The organism is Paraburkholderia unamae (assembly GCF_003096875.1).
In the GTDB taxonomy this organism is placed as follows: Bacteria; Pseudomonadota; Gammaproteobacteria; order Burkholderiales; family Burkholderiaceae; genus Paraburkholderia; species Paraburkholderia unamae.
Genome location: NZ_QEOB01000012.1, coordinates 248,509 through 267,471 on the forward strand (window position 1 = coordinate 248,509; position 18,963 = coordinate 267,471).

At 63.7% G+C, this 18,963-nt stretch carries 21 protein-coding genes; all 21 read left to right on the top strand.

The window, feature by feature from the left end; genetic code table 11:
- Positions 1-2: 2 nt before the first annotated feature.
- The 21 genes from C7402_RS25165 to C7402_RS25265 all read left to right on the top strand — a co-directional run bounded on the left by C7402_RS25165 (position 3) and on the right by C7402_RS25265 (position 18,963).
- Positions 3-1,619 carry a DUF935 domain-containing protein gene (locus C7402_RS25165; protein ID WP_116612576.1) on the top strand — a complete coding sequence of 539 codons (1,617 nt, stop codon included), beginning with the start codon at positions 3-5 and terminating at the stop codon, positions 1,617-1,619.
- 1 nt (position 1,620) lies between these two features.
- The gene (locus C7402_RS25170; RefSeq protein ID WP_244314937.1) at positions 1,621-2,922 is read left to right on the top strand and encodes a PBECR2 nuclease fold domain-containing protein; all 1,302 of its coding nucleotides are present in this window, start codon (positions 1,621-1,623) and stop codon (positions 2,920-2,922) included.
- A gap of 103 nt (positions 2,923-3,025) precedes the next feature.
- Positions 3,026-3,601: a phage virion morphogenesis protein gene (locus C7402_RS25175; protein WP_116612578.1), complete on the top strand. Its 576-nt coding sequence runs from the start codon at positions 3,026-3,028 to the stop codon at positions 3,599-3,601.
- 206 nt (positions 3,602-3,807) lie between these two features.
- A complete protein-coding gene (locus tag C7402_RS25180; protein ID WP_116612579.1) occupies positions 3,808-4,893 on the top strand; it encodes a phage protease in 1,086 nt (361 codons plus the stop codon).
- On the top strand, positions 4,890-5,294 hold the full coding sequence (locus C7402_RS25185) for a hypothetical protein (RefSeq protein WP_116612580.1): 405 nt from the start codon (positions 4,890-4,892) through the stop codon (positions 5,292-5,294). Before C7402_RS25180 ends, C7402_RS25185 begins: the two co-directional genes overlap by 4 nt.
- 43 nt (positions 5,295-5,337) lie before the next feature.
- A complete protein-coding gene (locus tag C7402_RS25190; protein WP_116612581.1) occupies positions 5,338-6,243 on the top strand; it encodes a Mu-like prophage major head subunit gpT family protein in 906 nt (301 codons plus the stop codon).
- Between the two features lie 89 nt (positions 6,244-6,332).
- Positions 6,333-6,800 (top strand): HI1506-related protein, encoded by a 468-nt coding sequence (locus C7402_RS25195; RefSeq protein ID WP_165841990.1) that lies wholly within the window; start codon positions 6,333-6,335, stop codon positions 6,798-6,800.
- Between the two features lie 3 nt (positions 6,801-6,803).
- Entirely contained in the window at positions 6,804-7,226 is a 423-nt protein-coding gene (locus C7402_RS25200) for a gp436 family protein (RefSeq protein ID WP_116612583.1), read from the top strand.
- On the top strand, positions 7,226-7,936 hold the full coding sequence (locus C7402_RS25205) for a DUF1834 family protein (protein ID WP_116612584.1): 711 nt from the start codon (positions 7,226-7,228) through the stop codon (positions 7,934-7,936). The genes C7402_RS25200 and C7402_RS25205 overlap by 1 nt, the downstream gene beginning before the upstream one ends.
- A complete protein-coding gene (locus tag C7402_RS25210) occupies positions 7,933-8,166 on the top strand; it encodes a DUF2635 domain-containing protein (RefSeq protein WP_116612585.1) in 234 nt (77 codons plus the stop codon). The genes C7402_RS25205 and C7402_RS25210 overlap by 4 nt, the downstream gene beginning before the upstream one ends.
- Before the next feature lie 29 nt (positions 8,167-8,195).
- Positions 8,196-9,626, top strand: a complete 1,431-nt coding sequence (locus C7402_RS25215; protein ID WP_116612586.1) for a phage tail sheath subtilisin-like domain-containing protein — start codon at positions 8,196-8,198, stop codon at positions 9,624-9,626.
- Positions 9,627-9,647: 21 nt separating this feature from the next.
- Positions 9,648-10,022: a phage tail protein gene (locus tag C7402_RS25220; protein WP_116612587.1), complete on the top strand. Its 375-nt coding sequence runs from the start codon at positions 9,648-9,650 to the stop codon at positions 10,020-10,022.
- Entirely contained in the window at positions 10,019-10,393 is a 375-nt protein-coding gene (locus C7402_RS25225) for a hypothetical protein (protein ID WP_116612588.1), read from the top strand. The genes C7402_RS25220 and C7402_RS25225 overlap by 4 nt, the downstream gene beginning before the upstream one ends.
- A gap of 142 nt (positions 10,394-10,535) precedes the next feature.
- A complete protein-coding gene (locus C7402_RS25230; RefSeq protein ID WP_116612589.1) occupies positions 10,536-13,322 on the top strand; it encodes a phage tail tape measure protein in 2,787 nt (928 codons plus the stop codon).
- A complete protein-coding gene (locus C7402_RS25235; RefSeq protein WP_116612590.1) occupies positions 13,322-14,965 on the top strand; it encodes a DNA circularization protein in 1,644 nt (547 codons plus the stop codon). Before C7402_RS25230 ends, C7402_RS25235 begins: the two co-directional genes overlap by 1 nt.
- Positions 14,949-16,070 carry a phage baseplate assembly protein gene (locus tag C7402_RS25240; protein ID WP_116612591.1) on the top strand — a complete coding sequence of 374 codons (1,122 nt, stop codon included), beginning with the start codon at positions 14,949-14,951 and terminating at the stop codon, positions 16,068-16,070. The genes C7402_RS25235 and C7402_RS25240 overlap by 17 nt, the downstream gene beginning before the upstream one ends.
- Positions 16,054-16,650, top strand: a complete 597-nt coding sequence (locus C7402_RS25245) for a phage baseplate assembly protein V (RefSeq protein ID WP_116612592.1) — start codon at positions 16,054-16,056, stop codon at positions 16,648-16,650. The genes C7402_RS25240 and C7402_RS25245 overlap by 17 nt, the downstream gene beginning before the upstream one ends.
- 27 nt (positions 16,651-16,677) lie before the next feature.
- Entirely contained in the window at positions 16,678-16,977 is a 300-nt protein-coding gene (locus C7402_RS25250; RefSeq protein WP_116612593.1) for a DUF2513 domain-containing protein, read from the top strand.
- A gap of 47 nt (positions 16,978-17,024) precedes the next feature.
- On the top strand, positions 17,025-17,375 hold the full coding sequence (locus C7402_RS25255) for a phage GP46 family protein (protein ID WP_116612594.1): 351 nt from the start codon (positions 17,025-17,027) through the stop codon (positions 17,373-17,375).
- A complete protein-coding gene (locus tag C7402_RS25260) occupies positions 17,375-18,439 on the top strand; it encodes a baseplate J/gp47 family protein (protein WP_116612595.1) in 1,065 nt (354 codons plus the stop codon). The genes C7402_RS25255 and C7402_RS25260 overlap by 1 nt, the downstream gene beginning before the upstream one ends.
- A complete protein-coding gene (locus C7402_RS25265) occupies positions 18,436-18,963 on the top strand; it encodes a putative phage tail protein (protein WP_165841991.1) in 528 nt (175 codons plus the stop codon). Before C7402_RS25260 ends, C7402_RS25265 begins: the two co-directional genes overlap by 4 nt.

An 18,963-nucleotide genomic window follows, 5' to 3' on the forward strand; every position in this document is an offset into this window, starting at 1 on the left:
ACATGGGCCAGATCGTCGACATCAACGGCAACCCGATCGAGCGCAAGGTGCTCGACCAGCAGCAGACTGCGCAGCTCGGCTGGCTGAAGTCGAGCTACGAAGAGCATCCTTCGCTGGGGCTCACGCCGCAGAAGCTGTATCGCATCCTTGAATCGGCCGAGCTGGGATACCTGCTGCCGCAGTCGGATCTGTTCACCGACATGGAGGAAAAGGATGCGCACATCTTCGCCGAGATGAGCAAGCGCAAGCGCGTGCTGCTCACGCTCGACTGGGATGTCCAGCCACCGCGCAACGCGTCGGCCACTGAAAAGAAGCTGGCGCAATGGGTGCGTGAATGCTTGCAGGACATGACGTTCTTCGAGGACATGCTGCTGGACAGCCTGGACGGCATCGGGCACGGCTTTGCGGCACTGGAAATCACATGGGAGCGCGTCGAGGGTATGTGGTTGCCACAGGCCATCACGCGACGGCCGCAACGGTGGTTCATGACGCCGTGGGACGATCGCGACGATATCCGTCTGCGAGGTATCGAGGTGATGGGGCAGCCGCTGTGGCAGTTTGGCTGGATTCTCCACCGCCATCGCGCCAAGTCGGGGTACGTCTCGCGCAGCGGCCTGCATCGCGTGCTCGTCTGGCCGTACCTGTTCAAGAATTACGGTGTGCGCGACATCATGGAGTTTCTCGAAATCTATGGCATTCCGCTGCGGCTCGGGAAATATCCAGCCGGTGCGAGCGAGGATGAGAAGAGCACGTTGCTGCGTGCGGTGACCGGGATCGGACACAACGCGGCCGGCATCATCCCGCAGGAAATGCAGATCGATTTCAAGGAAGCGTCGTCGGGTTCTGGCCATGCGCCGCATCTATCGCTGATCGACTACATGGAGCGATCACAGTCGAAGGTGATCCTCGGCGGCACGCTCACGAGCCAGGCCGATGGCAAGTCGTCGACCCATGCGCTCGGCAATGTGCATAACGAGGTCCGGCACGATCTGATGGTCTCGGACGCACGCCAGCTCGAAGCAACGATCACGCGCGATCTGATCTATCCGATCGTCGCGTTGAACAAGGGCGTGACCGATCTTCGCCGGCTCCCGCGACTCGTGTTCGAGACGCGCGAACCCGAGGACATGAAGCTGTACGCGGACTCGCTGCCGAAGCTCGTCGCGATGGGCCTGCCCGTGCCGGTTGACTGGGCGCGCGAAAAGCTCTCGATCCCGGCGGCGCAGGACGGCGATGACGTGCTCGTGATCCCGCAGCCGCTTCAGGCGCTGCCGCCTGAGTTCCGGCCGGCACCAGCGCCTGAAACGCCGCCGCCTGCGAAGCAGGTTCGCCTGACCTATCGTCCCGTTGTCCAGAATGCACATGGCGAGACGATCTACCCCGATCAGGCCCAGCTCGACGACACGATCAGCGGCTTGCCCGCTGCGCCTCTCGCCGCAGGGATGGACAAGCTCCTTGCCCCCGTCATTCAGGCCATCCGGAACGGCGAGACGCCGGACAGTGCGATCGAGGCGCTGCTGACCGCGCAGCCGGACATGGATGAGGGTGCGCTGGCCGAGCTGCTGGCGCGCGCCATGTTCGTCGCCGACATCTGGGGCCGCGTCAATGGCGGGAATTGACTTGCAGTATGCGATCGGCCTGCCGCCCGAGCAGGCGATCCGATACTTCGAATCGAAGGGATACCAGCTCGGGTTCAAGTGGCAGGACGTGTGGGCCGAGGCGCATGCCCGCGCGTTCACCGTGGCTGGCGTAATGAAGGTTGACGTGCTCCAGGACGTTCGCGCGGCGCTCACGGATGCGTTAAAAAACGGCAAGACGCTGACGCAGTTTAAAGACGAGCTGATGCCCGTGTTGCAGAAGAAAGGATGGCTGGGGCGCGGCGACGTTGTTGACGACGCCACGGGCGAGATCCAGGGGCGGCGTCTGACGCCGCGCCGGCTCAATACGATCTTCCAGACCAACATGCAGTCGTCGTACATGGCCGGCCGGTTCGCGGCGCAGATGGAGAGCGTCGGCGAGCGGCCATACTGGGAGTATGTGGCCGTGCTCGACAACCGCACGCGCCCGGCCCACGCCGCGCTGTCCGGCTCGATCTACCGGTACGACGACCCTTTCTGGGCGACGTTCTATCCGCCGAACGGTTACAACTGCCGGTGCCGCGTGCGTACGCGTGCACGAGCGTACGTCGAGCAGAACGGCGTGCCGGTGCGCAACAGCGACGGGCGTATCGTCGAGGTCGAGATCGTCGATCGCACGGGTGTGAAGCGGCCGGCGCTCGCGTACTCCGACCCGGCGACCGGAAAGAAGGTGCTGCCCGACCCCGGCTTCGGCTTCAATCCGGGTCGCGAATGGCAACGCCCCTTCACGCCGCCCCCACTCGATACGCTGCCGCGCACATTTCCTGTGGGCGTCGACCTGCCGGAGTTGCCTGTGCCGACGCACGTGCCGGCGTCCAGCCTGCTGCCGGGTGATCTGGGACCCGAGCAGTACGCGCACGCGTTCCTCCACGAGTTCGGTGTCCGGTACGGCCAGACGAAAGTCTATGAAGACGCCACTCATGCCCGGCTCGCCATCTCCGACGATCTGTTCAAGGCGGGGGATGGCAGCTGGAAAGCGGACAAGGATGGTCGCGGCCCGTACATGGCGCTGCTCGCCCGAGCCGTACAGGCCCCCGACGAAATCTGGCTGCGCTGGGAACAAAGTCGCAGTCAGCCTGACAAGTGGCTGCTCAAGCGTCGCTACATCAAGTCGTGGCTCGTCGACGGACAGCACGGTCCGCAATACGGGCTGAGCGTGTTCGAATTTGGGCAGGATGGCTGGGCAGCGTCGACCGCAATGATGTCGAATGCCGATCGCGGCCCGGACGCGCGTCGGCGCTACATTGAAAAGCAGCGCGACGGCTTTCTGGCATACCGCAAATAGAAAGGCCCGCGACGCCGACTCGTTGCGGGCCACCGTGCAGTTCCTTTGGACGCGTCAGTCGGAAGCCTGTACGACTGCAATCGGTGTAACTGGAGTATAGCCCATGATCGAAATCACAATTGACACCAGCCGGCTGGAGGCCACCCTCGACCGCCTGGTTGCTGCCGTCGCCGATGCGAGCCCCGTGATGCGGGAAATATCGGACATCATGTGGGATGCGGTCGAGGAGAACTTTGCCCAGCAGGGCCGGCCGCGTTGGCTTGGCCTGAAGCCGTCCACGTTGCAGCAGCGCGTGGGTGGCCAGCTCGGCAAGGGGCGCGGTGTGCTGAAGTCTGGCGCATGGAGCTTGCAGATCGGACAGCGCGTCGCCCGCTCGCTGAAGATCCTTCAGGCGTCCGGGCGGCTCGCCTCCAGCATCACCCCGGCCTACGACGCGACCAGCGCGCGCGTGGGCACCAATGTCGTCTACGCGGCGATCCACCAGTTTGGAGGCCAGACGCGCGCGCACGTGATCCGGCCGAAGAATGCGAAGGCGCTCCACTTCGGTGGGATCTTCGCGAAACAGGTCAACCATCCCGGCTCGAAAATCCCCGCGCGACCGTTTCTCGCCATCACGCCTTCAGACGGTGTCGCGATCGAGGAAGCGATGGCAAACTATCTGCGCAACGTGGTCGGCTGACCGGTTTCGAAAACAGCCGTTTTGAGCCGCTGGAGGGTGCCAGATGCGCCATTCCCCATCCTTGGTAGCGCCGACCCCGTTAAACCCCCGTTAAAACGCGCCGGATCACCATCCAGATTCCGCACGCTCACCCGATAGCCGGGTGACGCCTCCAAACTGACACCGTTCCACTCTTTCGAAGCCGTGCCGATCAACAGAATGACGGCATGGCTAAGAAACGCACCTCGGGCTCCGTAGTCGCCGCCCTGACCGTCGAAATCACCGACCTCACTGGCCGGTCGATCCAGTTGCTTCCGGCTGGCCGCTTCTCGTCCGTCGATGGTCGGCCGGCGTCGCTCGCCGCATGTACGCAATGGGTTTGCGGTGCTGATCAGGCCGCTTCGGTGGTCGCGCTTGCCGCGCAACAGGCCAACCCGATGGTGATCGACTACGAGCACCAGACGCTGAACGCGCAGCAGAACGGACAGCCTGCGCCTGCCGCCGGATGGTTCAAGAACCTCGAATGGCGCGAAGGCCAGGGCCTGTTCGCCACGGATGTCGAATGGACGCCAGCCGCCGCCCGCGCGATCGCCGATCGCGAGTATCGCTTCATCTCTCCCGTTTTTGAATTCAACGCCCGGACCGGCGACGTGCAACGTATGCGCATGGCTGCGCTCACGAACAACCCCGGTCTGGACGGTATGCAGGCCGTTGCACTTTCCGCTTTTTTTCCTTCAATTCAGGAGCCTCAGATGAACAAGCTGTTGCAGGCACTGCTCACGGCCCTCGGGCTCGATGCGCAGGCGTCTGAAGACCAGGCTGTCACCGCATTGAACGCGCACCTCGCGAAAGCGACGAGCGATGCTCAACAGGTGGCGGCACTCACCGCCGAGAAGGTCAATGCACAGGCGCAGATCGCCGCGCTGACGGCTGCCGCTGGCAAGCCCGATCCGTCGAAGTACGTCCCGCTGTCGGCGCTGACCGACCTTCAGTCGCAAGTGGCTGTGCTCACGAGCCAGGTCGCGGGCCGCGAACTCGATGAAGTGATCGAGGCAGCGCTGACGGCCGGCAAGCTGCTGCCCACCCAGGAAGCGTGGGCGCGCGAACTGGGCAAGAGCAACCTCGGTGCGCTGAAGTCGTTCGTCGAATCGGCCCCCAAACTCGCTGCCCTCACGGGCCAGCAGACCGGTGGCCGCGAGCCGAACGGCGGCGCACAACCGGAAGTATCCGATCCCACGCTCGTCGCCGTGTGCCGGCAGTTCGGCAACAAGCCGGCTGATGTTCTCAAGTCCGCTCCGGGAGCTGCGCAATGACCGCCACGACCGCTGATCGCAACACACCGCTGAAGGACGGTGAAATCGTCGCCGTGCCCGTCGCGGCCAACGCCGTGATTCGAGCCGGCGTGCTCGTCTGCGCGGATGCCAACGGCAACGCTATCGAGGGCAAGACCGCCGAAGGGCTGACTTACCTCGGCCGCTCCGAAGTCTCGGTCGACAACACGGGTGGCGCGGCCGGCGCCATCAGCGTGTATGTGCGTCGCGGCCTCCTGTTCCAGTGGGCAAACGCCGCCGACGATCCGGTCACGCAGGCGAGCTTCGGCAAGCTCTGCTACGTCGAGGACAACCAGACGGTCGCGGCCACCAACGGCACCAATACCCGCTCGGCGGCCGGCCTCGTCTTCGGCGTGGACGCGGGCGGCGTCTGGGTGCTGTAACGGCCAACCCACCCGTCGACATTCATCTAGAGGGAGCTAAAGCATGCTCGTCAATGCCAGTACGATTCAGGCCGTCTTTCTGAACCTGAACGCCACGTTCAACAACGCCTTCGAGGCCGCGCCCACCGTGTGGGACCAGATCGCGATGCTCGTGCCCTCGGGCAGCCGCGAGAACGTCTATGCGTGGCTCGAAAACTTCCCGCGCATGAAGCAGTGGATCGGCGACAAGGAAGTGAAGGCACTGATCGCCCACGGCTACACCGTCGTCAACGACGACTGGGAAGCCACCGTCGAGGTCGAGCGCAACGACATCGAGGACGACAACCTCGGCATCTATGCGCCGATGGCGCAGAGCGCCGGCTACTCGGCCAAGCAACTGCCCGACGAGATCATCTTCTCCGTGGTCAACGGCGCATTCGAAAACGCGTGCTACGACGGCCAGTCGTTCTTTTCCAACGCGCACCCGGTGATGGGTCAGCCGTGGTCCAACCGCGGCACGGTCAAACTTTCGATCGCTTCGCAGGCCGCAGCGATCGCAAGCCTTGGCGTCGGCCGCACGCAGCTGCGCAAGGTGACCGACAACGAAGGCCGGCCGCTGAACGTCAGCCCGAACGTCCTGCTCGTTCCGCCCGCGCTCGAAGACATCGGTAACGCGCTGATGATCAACGACCGTCTGAACGACGGCATGCCGAACCCGTACAAGGGAACGATGAAGGTCGTGTGCGACGCACGACTGACCTCGGACACCGCCTGGTATCTGCTCGACACCACCAAGCCGGTCAAGCCGTTCATCTACCAGCAACGCAAGGCACCGGTTTTTGTGCAGCAGACCGACCCGGAAATCGAGGGCGTCTTCATGCGCAAGAAGTTCAAGTTCGGCGCGGAAGCGCGCGCGGCCGGTGCCTACGGGTTCTGGCAGCTCGCGTGGGGCTCGGACGGTACGGATTAACCCATACCCTATGAGCGAGCACTGCCGCGCGAGCCGGTAAGCGCGGAGGAAGAGCGATCCGCTGCCCGCCGGGCAATGTCTGGGCGGCGGTGCATATCCCGAATATCACCCAGGAGTTACCTGTGTCGGAAAAAATCAAGGTTGTGGTCGTCGCGGCCAAGCGCAACGGTTACCGTCGCGCCGGTCTTCTGTTCGGTGAAACCGCCGTCAATATTCCCGCGTCGGCGCTCACGCAGCACCAGATCAAGGAACTCGCCCACGATCGCATGCTTCAGGTGCGTCAGGTCGAACTGGACGTTCCCAGTGCGGACGAATTGCTGGAGCTGCGCCGCAAGGAATCGATCGTCGACGAGTTGATCGGGGCACTGCCGGTTGACTTCGTCTGGACCGAGAGTCCCGTGGAATACGTCGCGAGCCTCCAGCAACAGTTGCGCGCCCAGACCGAGCGAGCGGCCGCAGCGGCTACCGAGGTGGAAACCCTTCGTGCTGCCGCCGCCGAATCGGCCCAGTCGCATGGCGGAACGTCAGCCAGCAAGCCGCACGCGGGCCGGAAGTAAGCGATGGCCTACGCCGCGCAGACCGACATGGTGAGCCGCTTCGGTGAAGACGAAGTGGTCGCGATCACGGATCGCCAGATGTCCGGTGCAATCGATCCGGACGCTCTCGGCGATGCGCTCGACACCGCAAGCGCCGAGATGGATACGTATCTGTCGGGTCGCTATCAGTTGCCGCTCGCGCCCGTGCCCCGGTTTCTCGTTACCTTGTGCTGCGACATCGCGCGCTATCAGCTCTGCGTAGGTGGCACGCGCCTGTCCGACGACATCCGCGACCGCTACCGCGACGCCGTGCGGTTTCTCGAACTGGCTGCGGCTGGCAAGGTCACGCTTGGCGTGACGGCCGTGGGTCAGGTGCAGCCGGTGAACACTGTCGAGTTCAACGTTGGCACGAAGATCTTCAGCCAGCGCGATCGCGGAGCGTTCTGATGGTCACGCCTGTCCCGATCATCACGGCCGTCGAGAATGCGATGGTCGATCGTCTGAAGCGTGGCCTCGGCCAGATGGTGCGACAGGTGAGCACTTACGGGGGCGAGTTCGACGACGACGGACTGGCCGATGTCGTGCGCAATCTCCCTGCTGCATGGGTCACGTTTGGGGGCGTGCGCAAGACGTCGGCAGTCGACGCTCGTCGAAAGAGCTGGAAAGCCGAAGGCACGTTCATCGTCATGGTGGGTGCGTACAGCGTGCGCAGCGAGGCGGCGAGCCGCCAGGGCGGTGCGCGTATGGGTGAGGTCGGCACCAACATGCTGATCTGGGCCGTGCGTCGCCTGCTCGCGCAGCAAGACCTGTCCCTGCCCATCCAGGAGTTTGCGCCCGGCGCCGTGCGAACGCTGTTCAACACGAAGCTCCAACGCGACGCATTCTCGGTATTCGCACTCGAATTCCATACGGCGTGGATCGAGCATGCGCTCGCCGGCCACGCGTTTCCCCAGCCGGTCGATCCGGCCACCGTCGTCGCCAGCGATCCGACTTGCGGCCTCGATGCGCTGTTCGCCCTATACAAGGGCCAGCTCGATCCGGCCACGCCTGATCTTACGGCTGTCGAGCTGAACACCTTCGTTAATGGTGCACCGGAATCCGGCTTGCCCCTGGCGCAGGACATCGTCACCTTGCCCCCCTCACAGGAGTCGAAATGAAAGTCAAAGCAGCCGCTGGTGTGAACGTTCCGATGGAAGGTTCCCCGCGCAAGTACATCACCGACGTGCAGGAGCAGGAAGTGCCTGCGTCGGCTTACTACCGTCGCCGGATTGCAGAGGGCGATCTGGTGGTGGTCGGGACGACGGCCGCCGCCGGCAAGTCGTCGAGCACTTCGAATGCGAATACCAGCTCGCCCGCCGTGGCGCGCGGTGTCGCGTCCGAAGCCTGATGGCAGTTCGCCGTTAAAAAGGAGCAGACATGTCCAGCGCGAACATCAGTTTTAACAGCATCCCGTCGAGCACGCGCAAGCCGGGGGACTATTTCGAATTCAACACGAGCGACGCGGTCAACGCGTTGCCGGGCAATCCCCAGCTCGTGCTCTATGTCGGGCAGCGGCTGACCACGGGCTCCGTGCCCGCGCTTACGGCAGTCAATGTTTTCTCGTCCGACGACGCGGCGGCGTATTTCGGCCGGGGCTCGATCGCGCACCTGATGGCAAAGGCGGGTCTGACCGCGAACAATTATGTCGCGCTCACGATGATCGCGGTCGACGACGATGCGGCCGGCGTACTCGCGACCGGCTCTGTGGTCCTCGACGGCACCGCGACGGCTAATGGCTCGGTGAGCATCACGGTTGCCGGTGTCCCGGCGATGGTGGCGGTCAACAGCAACGATACCCCCGCTGCGATCGCGGCGGCACTCGTGGCCCAGTTCGCGAACCAGCCGGACCTGCCGGTGACGGCCAGCGTCGACGCGCAAACCCCGGCGAAGGTCGTGATCTCCGCGCGCAACAAGGGCGCAGCAAGCAACGCGATCGGCCTGTCCTTCACGTCGCAAACCGATGGCATCACCGGGACCGTGACCGCCATGTCGGGCGGCCAGAATGACCCGGATATCAGCGACGCGCTCGCCGCTGTGTTCGCGGCTGGGCACGACATTATCGCGAGCCCGTTCTCGACCACCACCGCGCTCACCGCACTGCGTTCACACCTCGACGCAGTGTCGGGGCCGATGGAACAGCGCGGCGCGATTGGCGTCGCGGGCTGGCCCGGCACGCTCGCGACCGCCACCACGCTCGCGACGAGCATCAATGGTGGCCGCATCACGCTGGGCTGGCACAACGGTTCCGTGTTGCCCGCGTGGCAGATCGCTGCTGCGTACGCTGCCGAGATCGCGTCCGAGCAGGACCCGGCCATGCCGCTCGATACGTTGCCGCTGGCCGGACTGGACGTGACCGATGTGACGGCGCGACCGAGCCGTACGGAACAGGAGAGTGCACTCTGGAACGGCGTGACGCCGTTCGAGATCGGTCCCGGCAACGTGGTGCAGATCGTGCGCGCGATCTCGACGTATACGGTCAATGCGCAGGGCGTTGCCGATCCGGCTCTGCTCGACATCACCACAATGCGCACGCTCGACTACATGCGCGAGGCATGGCGACAACGCATCGCGCTGCGTTTCCCGCGTGCCAAAAACGACGCGAAAACGGCTGTGAAGGTGCGCTCGGAGTTGCTCGACGTCGCCTACAAGGCCGAAGCGCTGGAGATCATCCAGAACGTCGACACGTACAAGGATGCGTTCATCGTCGAGCAGGATTTGCAGAACGCCGGCCAGATGAACGCGAAGATTCCCTGCAACGTGGTGTCCGGTCTGCACGTCTTCGCGGCCGTGATCGACCTCATCCTGTAACGCCGCAACCGGAGAACCGACATGGCATTGGAAGAATACGCTGGCGCGATCGTGATGGAAGTCGATGGTACCGAGGTCGAGGTGACCGACATCGACGTCCAGACGAAGACGGGCCGCAAGCTCGTCAAGACGATGAACAGCACCGGCCGCCCGAAGGGTTTTTCGAAGGGCATTCAGGAAATCGAGCTGTCCGTCACAGTGGTCATCCCGGTGTCCGGCGAGATGGACTGGGGCAGCATCGAAGGCGCCAAGATCACGATCTATCCCAACGCGCCTGGCGGAACGCGCACCACCTACCAGGACTGCTTCAGCACCAGCGTGGGCGCAAAGTACACGGTCGAGAATGAAGGCCGTCGAGACATCAAGATGAACGCACTGCGGGAGATCGACGAATGATTACCGGAACCGGAACCCTGACGTTTGGCATCGAATACGAAGGTGCCGTGCACACGGATTTCGAAATCCGTCTGCCGATGATCGGCGACAACATTGCCGCGCTCGAAGAAGTCGGAGCGGACGCTCCGCTGAAGCTGCACGCGGCCATGCTCGCACGCACCATCGTGCACGTCGGCACAATCCCGGCCGAAGTGATGACGTACGACTTCCTCTCGAAGAATCTCGTCGACGACGACTTCGATGTGCTCGCGGCAGCGGAGAAGGACCTCAAAAAAAAGCGGAAGGCATTGAATCAGCCCTCGCGGGATACCGCCTCACCGTTGCCTTCCTCGCTAGCCACGGAATCGACGAGTCCCGCATCCGTGGCATGACGCCAGTCGAACTGGAGGGTTATGTGGCTGCCGTACACCGCCTCGTAACCCTCCGCAGTTCGGCAGGTAGCAGGTCTGGTGAGCGGGTTGATATCAAGCAACGCCGGATCAAGTCCCAGCGCCGGCGCAAAGAGAACTAGTCATGTCCGGCGATCTTTCGGTATCCCTTCTGCTCCGGCAGCGCGACGAGCTGTCCGGCCCGTTGCGTCGCACGCTCGGTGGCGTGGTCGGACAAAGCCGCGAGGCGACCCGCAGCGTCGATGCCGTCACGGATGCGAGCCTGCGCGGCGCGGTGGCGCGTGAACAGGCCACCGGGCAGGCTGAGCGCGCCATCCAGCGGTCGGTCGACGAGTCCGCCGCTGCCTACTCCGCAAAGGAAAAAGCGGCCACGAGCGCCGAGCGTACGGTCCAGCGCAGCGTCTCCGGCTCGGCCGACGCGGAGCGTACTGTCCAGCAGGTCCTGAACAGCTCGGCGAGCGCATATGTCGAGCGTGCCCGCGCCGCTGCGCTCGCGGAGCGCACGATCCAGCAGAGTGTTTCGGCCTCGGCCGCCTCGTATGCCGAGGGCGGCAACGCCGCCGCGTTTGCGGAAGGCATCATCCAGCGGAGCGTCTCGGCTTCCGCGAGCGCCTACGTCGGCAAACAGGAAGTGGCGGTCACCGGTGAGCGCGCGATCCAGCGCAGCGTCATGGCATCGGCGGTGGCGTATGCCGGGAAGGAAAAGGCAGCGGCCAGCGCCGAACTCTCGGTTCAACATAGCGTCGCCGGTTCGGTGGCCGCCTATGCCGCGAAGGAAAAAGCCGCAGCCAGCGCGGAGCTTGCGGTGCAACGCGGTATCGCCGGCACGGCAGCCGCATACTACCAGGAAGAGCGAGCCGCGATCGCCGCCGAGAATGCGATCGCACGCGCGGCCAACCGTTCGATCGATGAGCGTTTGCGCGCGCAGTCTGAATTTAATGAGGCACTGCGTACGCTTGGCGTGCGCACCGAACACGAGATCCAGCGCGAGATCGAGCGCACCCAGCGCGCCTATGAACGCCTCGCGGAATCGGGACAGCTCTCGGCCGAGGAGCAGGCCCGTGCATTCGGCAGCATGCGCTCGCGCGTGGCCGAGCTGACTGCCGAGATCGGCCGCCTCTCGCGCGCCGAACGCGGCATCCAGTTCGGGCAACGGATCGGGGGCGGCCTGGTGCGCACGGGCGAGCTTGCGCTTGCGGGCGCCGCCGCCACCCACGCCGTCGCAGGTCCTGCGGGGCGTGCGATGGACTACGATCGCAGCCTGGCGCTGATGGCTAACACGGCGTTTAACGAAGAGGACTCAGCCGGCCGCATTCGTGGCATGAAAGAGCTTAACGAAGTCGTGCGCAAGACAATCGCGGCCGGTGGTGGTACGCCGGAACAGGTCGTTGAAGCGATGACGCAGATGCTCGGCCAGAATGCAATTTCGCATGAGTCCGTCTTCCGGCTCATGCCGTTGCTGCAACGCTATGCCACGGGCACCGGCTCTGACACGACCGAGCTGGGCGATGTGGCCATGCGCAGCATCCAGACCTTCGGCATTCGCGAAGACCAGATTCAGGATGTGCTCGACGCCTCGATCAAGGGCGGCCACATGGGCGGCTTCCACCTTCGCCAGATGGCCAAGTGGCTGCCGCAACAAATGGCATCCGCGAAGAACGCTGGCATGAATGGCATGGATGGCATTGCGTCGCTCATCGCGCTCAATGAAGTCTCGATGACGACGGCCGGCACCGCCGATGAAGCCGGGAACAATACGCTCGACCTGCTCCAGCATCTGAATGCGCAGGACACGTCTCGCAAGATCAAGAAGGAACTCGGTGCCACGCTTTCCGTGCGCTACGCCGAAGCGATCCAGCACGGAAAGGGGCCGCTGGAGGCATTCGCTGGACTGATCAATCAGGTCATGGCGAAGGACAAGAATTACCAGATCATTCAGGGCAAGCTGGCGACGACGAAAGACGACGGCGAAAAGCGCGAGCTGTACGAGCGCATGGAACAGGTGATCGCGGGCTCGGCAATCGGCAAGGTGATCCACAACCGGCAGGAAATGCTCGCGATGATGGGTTACCTGAATAACCGGGAGCGTTACGACCAGATCAAGGCGTCGGTCCTCAACGCGCGTGGTATGGGCGAGGCTGACGCGCAGACGATGGAAAGCACCGATTCGTTCAAGACGCAGCGTGCGAAATCACTCGCCGAGCTGGGTGAGTTCGATTCGCTTCGCGGGTTCGACAAGGTCGTGGGTAATGCCGCTGATCGTGTCTCACAGTACGCCGAGAAGTACCCCGGTCTCATGTCGGCCATCATGGGCACGAAGGTGGCGTTTGAGGGTTTGACCAGCGTGCTGATGGCAGTCGGCCTGATGCGCTTTGTCACAGGTCATGGTGCGGGCGCGGCCGAGCGTGGCGCAGCGAAGGCTGGTTCGTCGGTGCTCGGCTCCGTCGCGCGCGGCACGGTCGGTGAAGGTGGGCTGCTCGCGCGCTTTCTGCGTCCCGCTGGCTCCGCTGCGCTGTCCATGCTCATCGGTGGCGCGGAAGCGTGGCAGACGGCAGGCAACGACTCGCTTTCGAGCAATGAAAAGAAAAGCGAATACACGCGCATTGCAGGTCACACTGCGGGCGGCATCGGCGGCTGGCTCGGTGGCGCCGCCACGGGTGCCGCAATCGGGTCGGCATTCCCGGTTGTGGGCACGGCAGCCGGCGGCATCATCGGGGGTCTGCTTGGTGGTCTGGGTGGCGACCTGCTTGGCGACAAGCTGGGCAAGATGCTCGGCGATGCGATCTTCAAGGCCGAGGCGGCCAAGCCCGCGCCCCAACCCGCGAGCGTGAACGTGAAGGTCGAGCTGGACGGCCGGCAGATCTACGAGAGCATTAACCAGATGTCGCTCGAAGCCGCGCGGAGGCACTGATGAGCTGGGAGAACAATCTTCAGACCGCGTCGTTTCGCGGCGTGCAGTTCGACGTACTGCGCACGCGCGACGCGCGGCGCCGCTCGACGGCGCACCATGAATACCCGTACATCGACGGTGCCGACATCGAAGACATGGGCGCGGGCGCGCGCCGCTGCTCGCTCGTTGCCGTGTTCTGGGGCGACGACTACGACGACCGTCTGCGGACGTTCCTTCAGGCGCTCGACACAGCAGGCTCCGGAGAGCTGATTCATCCCGTGTTCGGCAGTATTGCGAATGCGCAGCTCGACGACTATGAGGTCGAGCACGACGCGGACAACCCGGACCACTGCCTTGTCCATCTCCGGTTCGACGAGTCGACGCCGAGCAATCCGTTCTTTGTAAAGCAGTTGCCTGCCCAGCAGGCGCAGTCGATCGGTGCGCTGGCCGCCGCTGCACAGTCGGGCGGCTTCGCGGCGTTCGCCAACGCCATCGCGGCCGTCAAGAGTGGCATGCAGGAACTGAATGCGCTGCGCGCGGTGGTGACGGGTACGCTCGGCGCGATTCGCACGCAGGTCCAGGGCGTAATCGGCACTGCGCTTGACCTGATCAACTACCCGCAGGCATTCGCCGCAGATGTCATGAGCTGCCTGTCGGGCATTGCGGATCTGCGCGATTTCGACGGCGATACCATCGCGGCCGAGTGGAAGGGATTGGCCAGCCAGTTTTCGACCATCGTAGAGTTGCCGAGCAGCATCAACGACGGCACGGCATCGGTTGACACGGCCACCGGGGTCATGAGCGTAGGCGTCGGTGGCAGCTCCAGCTCGACGACGACGACATCGTCCGGCAGTGGCTCCTCGTCGGGTGGCGGCTCATCCGGAGGCGGTTCATCGAGCGGCGGCTCGTCTGGCGATGGCACGTCGGCCGGCGGAACTTCGGGCACGGGTTCGTCCGGTAGTGGCTCCTCCGGGAGCGGCTCGTCAGGCAGTGGCTCTTCAGGTAGTGGCTCTTCCGGCAGTGGTTCTTCGGGCGGTAGCTCATCCGACGGCAGCTCGTCGGGCAGCGGCTCATCAGGCGGAGGTGCCACGCCAGGCAACAGCATCGCAGGCGGCACCGCGATGCCCCTCGTTCCAGCCGCTGTCGTTGTCACCGGTGCGAGCGGCTACGACGCTGCCTCGACCGTGCCCGCGTCCTTCTCGCCGGCCGGAGCAAACGAAGCGGACGTGGCGCTGGTGGAGACCGTTGTCCGGCTCGCTGCTGCGTTGCAGCTCGCACAGACTGCCTCCGACATCCTGATTGCCGAGTACGACGATCCAACGCTTTCGCCACCGGACATCGAGCAGATCGTCAGTGATACGCGCACCGCGATCGAAGCAACGATCGTCCAGCACCGCTCGGTCTATGCGACGCCCACTGCGCTGCCCATTGTCGATGCGTTAAAAAGCATCGCACTCGCAGTTCAGACGGCCGGGATTAACGCTATCGAGGCGCAACCCGCGCTCACCACGCGCGCTGTTGACGCCCCTGCAAATCTGACGCTGCTCGCATTCCAGTGGTACGGCGACTACACGCGCGCGGACGAACTCGCCCGCCTGAATCCGTCCATCCGCAATCCAAATTTCGTCCTTCCCGGAACCGTGCTCAATGCCTACGCAAGCTAATCCGACAGCAGACAACGACAAGATCAGCTTGCTCGTCGGCGGCCATGTCCACGACGACTGGACAAGCTACGAGATCGACTCGGAGCTTCTCACGCCCGCTGATGCCTGGCGGGTGGATCTCGCGCATCCGCGCGGTACGCTTCCGTCCGAAGTCGTGGAAGGTGCAACGATCGAGCTGCGCCTCGGCAGTGACACGGTCCTCGCCGGCCGCATCGACACGATCGATGAGGAAGTCGGCAAGAATCGCGACACGCTCGCGCTCGCGGGCCGCGACAACGCGGCGATCCTCGTGGACTCCAGTGCGCCTATCTTCGTATCACGGCAAGTGACGCTTGAGCAGGTAATGGCCAACGTTGTGCGGCCACTCGGCCTCACCAAAATTCGCGTTGATGCGGATTCGACCTACACGACCGAGAAAATCAACGTTGAACCGGGTGACACAGCATGGCACGTCCTCGCCAATGTCGCCGAGGCAAACGGTCTGTGGCCGTGGTGCGACCCGGATGGCACGCTCGTCATCGGCGGACCCGACTACACGACGCCGCCGGTAGCAACGCTGATCCTGCGCCGCAACGGCGACGGCAACAACGTCATCAGCCTGCGCCGCAACCGAAGCATGGCCGAACGCTACTCACAGGTTACGGTCCTTGGGCAGGCTCACGGAACATCCGTTGAAGCCGGGCGCAATGCACTGAAGGCGACGGCGACCGACAGCAGTGTGAGCGTGTACCGGCCGCATATCGTGGTCGACCATGAATGTGACAGCGCTGCTGTTGCGCAATCGCGGTCGCGAAAGCTGCTGATGGATTCGCGACTGTCCGGCCTGACATTGACCGCGCACGTTCGTGGCCATCGCACTTCAGATGGTGTGCTCTGGAAGCCGGGCCAACGGGTGCACGTCATTTCCGAGCCGCACGGCATCGACGCCATCTTCTTCATGATGGGGCGGCGCTTCTCGAAGGGGCGCGGTGGCATGGGCACCACGACCACGCTCACGCTGAAGGAAGACGGCGTGTGGACACTTGACGCACATCCGCACCAGAAAAAGCGTCGAGGCGGCAAGAAGAGCGCAGCGGAGGAGATCATCAATGTGGCACAAGGTTGACGGTTATATCAACCGGGCGATTGCGCGTGTTCGCCTCGCGTTCCGCGCTGTGATCGCCGACGTGAGCACGCCATCTGGCGTGCAGTTCGTCGACGGTACGGGTCTCGCTGGCGAGCAGCTCGAAGCGAACGAGCTGTTCCAGCACTATGGCTTCACGTCCGTGCCACTCGCGGGCACGATGGCAGTCGTGCTCCCGATCGGAGGCCGCACGGCCCACGGCATCATTGTCGCGACCGAACATGGTTCGTATCGCATCAAGGGGCTCAAGGGCGGCGAAGTGGCCATCTACACGGACGAAGGCGACTCAATCATCCTGAACCGCAACCGGGTGATGAACCTCACCACGAAGACCTTGAACATCAATGCTGAAGATGCGGTCAACATTACAACGAAGACCGCCACAATCGATGCATCGACGTCATTCACCGTCAACACGCCGCACATGAACACGAGTGGTCAGATGTCCGTTGATGGCTCGGTGGAGGTAACGGGTGACGTTGTAGCTGGCGACAAGAGCCTTGTGGACCATCCCCACATCGACAGTCTGGGAGGAAGAACGACACCACCGTTATCGGCATAATGTTGCTTTCACAACGACGGTAACGATATGGACGCTAAACGAAACGAGGAACTCCTTTTGTCGCTGCTTGAGAACATCGAGGCGCAGAGTTCGATATTCAAGGACAAGGCGGTCGAACGGGATCTGAACGACTATCTCGACATTGAGCCTGACGTAGTCCTTCTCCACTATGTACTCCTCCTCGAAGCGGAGTTCGTTCACGGCCATCTTGATCCCAAGGAAAAACCCGCCAAGGTCTATGTGAGCCGTATGACATGGAAGGGCTACGAGTATCTCGAAGAGCTGCGACGCAAGTACCCGGAGTTTCCGGAAAGAGCCGAGCACTGACGCCTTTCACCTGATATCCCAGAGGTCCATGCGCCGAGAATGGCCGCATGGACGCGCTTCTCGATCCCTCCACAGGCGACTACACCGGCACGCGAACGACCACGCTCGCGAACGCCGTCTACCTGCGCCTTCAGACTCCCCTTGGCTCGTACTGGCGCGATACCGCGCTGGGCTCGCTGCTCTATACGCTCAGGCGTTCAAAGGACGTCCCGCGCATTGCCATGCTCGCGCAACAGTACGCTGAGCAGGCGCTTCAGCCGCTCCTCGATGACGCGCGCGCGCAAAACATTACGGTGACCGCGAGCCAGCCCGAGGGCGGCTGGCTTGTGCTCTCGATTTCTGTCGTCGATCCGACAGGCGACACACAGACGTTCCAGCACGCGGTAAAGGTGATCTGATGAGCTACCCGGTACCGGACCTCGCCACAATCGAGGCAGACATCCTGCGCGACATCGCCAATCAGGATGCCGATGCGGACACCACGACAGACTCGGACAATGGCATTCGAGCTGCGGCCACCGCGAGCGCCGTCTCCGGGCTCTACGACCATCAGCAATGGATCGCGCGCCAGATCTTTCCCGATAGCGCCGATCCGGACATGCTCGCGCGACATGCGACGCTGCACGGCCTGTCGAAAAAGCAGGCCAAGGCGGCCGAAGGCACCATTCTGCTGAACGGCCAGCCGAACGAGCAGGCTGGTTCGGGTCTCATTGTGCTCGCACCCGATGGGACGCAGTACCAGACCACGGCTGCCGCCGCGCTCGGTGCCGATGGCACCGGCACTGTGAGCGCAATTGCGGTAGTTGCGGGAAGCGCCGGCAATCTTGATGAGGGTACTGCGCTCGCGCTTTCGTCGCCCCCGCAGAATTTTTCCAGCGTGGCCAGCGTCGTTTCGATGGTGGGCGGCACCGATGTCGAGACCGACGATGAGCTGCTGGCCCGCCTGCTCGATCTCTTGCGCCACCCGCCGGCCGGTGGCAATGCTTACGACTATCGCCGCTGGGCGATGGACGTGAGCGGCGTTACAGCGGCCTACGTCTATCCGTTACGGCGCGGTCCCGGCACGGTCGACGTGCTCATCACGTCCGGCAGTGGTCTCCCGTCTGCCTCCACGATTAACGCCGTGAAGACCCATATCGACACGCTGCGCCCGGCTGGCATCGCAGATGTATGGGTCGGTGGTCCGGTGATCCGCAGCATCGATTTCCTCGTCGCGCTTCAGGTTTCAAGCGGCGAGCCTGAAGACATGCAGCCAACCGTGCAGACCACTCTCGCGAACTGGATGGCAGCGTTCCGCCCAGCCGATCCCATGATCCGCAGCCAGGCCGAGGCACTCATCAGCACGCTCAACGGTGTCGTGGATCGTGCGATCCAGACACCGACGGCGAACGTCACTCCCGAAAATAGTGGGGAGACGATCGAGTGGCTGCAACTCGGCAATGTGCAGGTGGTGCCGCTTTGAAACACGCAGACCTGCTCGCCCGTCTGTTGCCGCCGGTGAGCTATGACGCGACCGGCGCGCGAATCACCGCCCAGCTCGCTGGCGACGGCAACGCACTAGACGATGCGCTGGCCAGCGCAGATGCGATCCTCTCGCCAGATCCCTGGCTCTTTGGTGGCGAGGCGTTTCTCGCCGACTGGGAGCGCCTCTACCAGATCACGCCGCCGGCGGGCGCCACCGTCGAACAACGGCAGACGGTCGTCTATGCCCGCATCAACGCGACCGGCGGCCTGTCCCTGCCGTACATCACGAACCTCTTGGCATCGCTCGGCTACGTCGCCGTGCTCGACGAACCGCGGGGCTTTCGTGCGGGAACGAGCCGAGCCGGTGACTTGCTGGTGATTCCCAGTGCCGTGATGTATTACCTGCGCATCCGGATTCGCCATAGCGATGGATCGGCTCTCAGCGCGGACGAGATCGCGACACTGACGGCGTGGCTGAACGACATCGTCGCGGCGGGCACGCACTTCACGATCGGAGATTGA

Bases quoted from the DNA above. Each gene is read 5' to 3' on its own strand.
- C7402_RS25210 (WP_116612585.1), top strand. From the start codon at position 7,933: ATGAAAGTCAAAGCAGCCGCTGGTGTGAACGTTCCGATGGAAGGTTCC.
- C7402_RS25230 (WP_116612589.1), top strand. From the start codon at position 10,536: ATGTCCGGCGATCTTTCGGTATCCCTTCTGCTCCGGCAGCGCGACGAG.
- C7402_RS25235 (WP_116612590.1), top strand. From the start codon at position 13,322: ATGAGCTGGGAGAACAATCTTCAGACCGCGTCGTTTCGCGGCGTGCAG.
- C7402_RS25205 (WP_116612584.1), top strand. From the start codon at position 7,226: ATGGTCACGCCTGTCCCGATCATCACGGCCGTCGAGAATGCGATGGTC.
- C7402_RS25180 (WP_116612579.1), top strand. From the start codon at position 3,808: ATGGCTAAGAAACGCACCTCGGGCTCCGTAGTCGCCGCCCTGACCGTC.
- C7402_RS25215 (WP_116612586.1), top strand. From the start codon at position 8,196: ATGTCCAGCGCGAACATCAGTTTTAACAGCATCCCGTCGAGCACGCGC.
- C7402_RS25240 (WP_116612591.1), top strand. From the start codon at position 14,949: ATGCCTACGCAAGCTAATCCGACAGCAGACAACGACAAGATCAGCTTG.
- C7402_RS25220 (WP_116612587.1), top strand. From the start codon at position 9,648: ATGGCATTGGAAGAATACGCTGGCGCGATCGTGATGGAAGTCGATGGT.
- C7402_RS25200 (WP_116612583.1), top strand. From the start codon at position 6,804: ATGGCCTACGCCGCGCAGACCGACATGGTGAGCCGCTTCGGTGAAGAC.
- C7402_RS25255 (WP_116612594.1), top strand. From the start codon at position 17,025: ATGGACGCGCTTCTCGATCCCTCCACAGGCGACTACACCGGCACGCGA.
- C7402_RS25185 (WP_116612580.1), top strand. From the start codon at position 4,890: ATGACCGCCACGACCGCTGATCGCAACACACCGCTGAAGGACGGTGAA.
- C7402_RS25250 (WP_116612593.1), top strand. From the start codon at position 16,678: ATGGACGCTAAACGAAACGAGGAACTCCTTTTGTCGCTGCTTGAGAAC.
- C7402_RS25245 (WP_116612592.1), top strand. From the start codon at position 16,054: ATGTGGCACAAGGTTGACGGTTATATCAACCGGGCGATTGCGCGTGTT.
- C7402_RS25190 (WP_116612581.1), top strand. From the start codon at position 5,338: ATGCTCGTCAATGCCAGTACGATTCAGGCCGTCTTTCTGAACCTGAAC.
- C7402_RS25260 (WP_116612595.1), top strand. From the start codon at position 17,375: ATGAGCTACCCGGTACCGGACCTCGCCACAATCGAGGCAGACATCCTG.
- C7402_RS25225 (WP_116612588.1), top strand. From the start codon at position 10,019: ATGATTACCGGAACCGGAACCCTGACGTTTGGCATCGAATACGAAGGT.
- C7402_RS25165 (WP_116612576.1), top strand. From the start codon at position 3: ATGGGCCAGATCGTCGACATCAACGGCAACCCGATCGAGCGCAAGGTG.
- C7402_RS25175 (WP_116612578.1), top strand. From the start codon at position 3,026: ATGATCGAAATCACAATTGACACCAGCCGGCTGGAGGCCACCCTCGAC.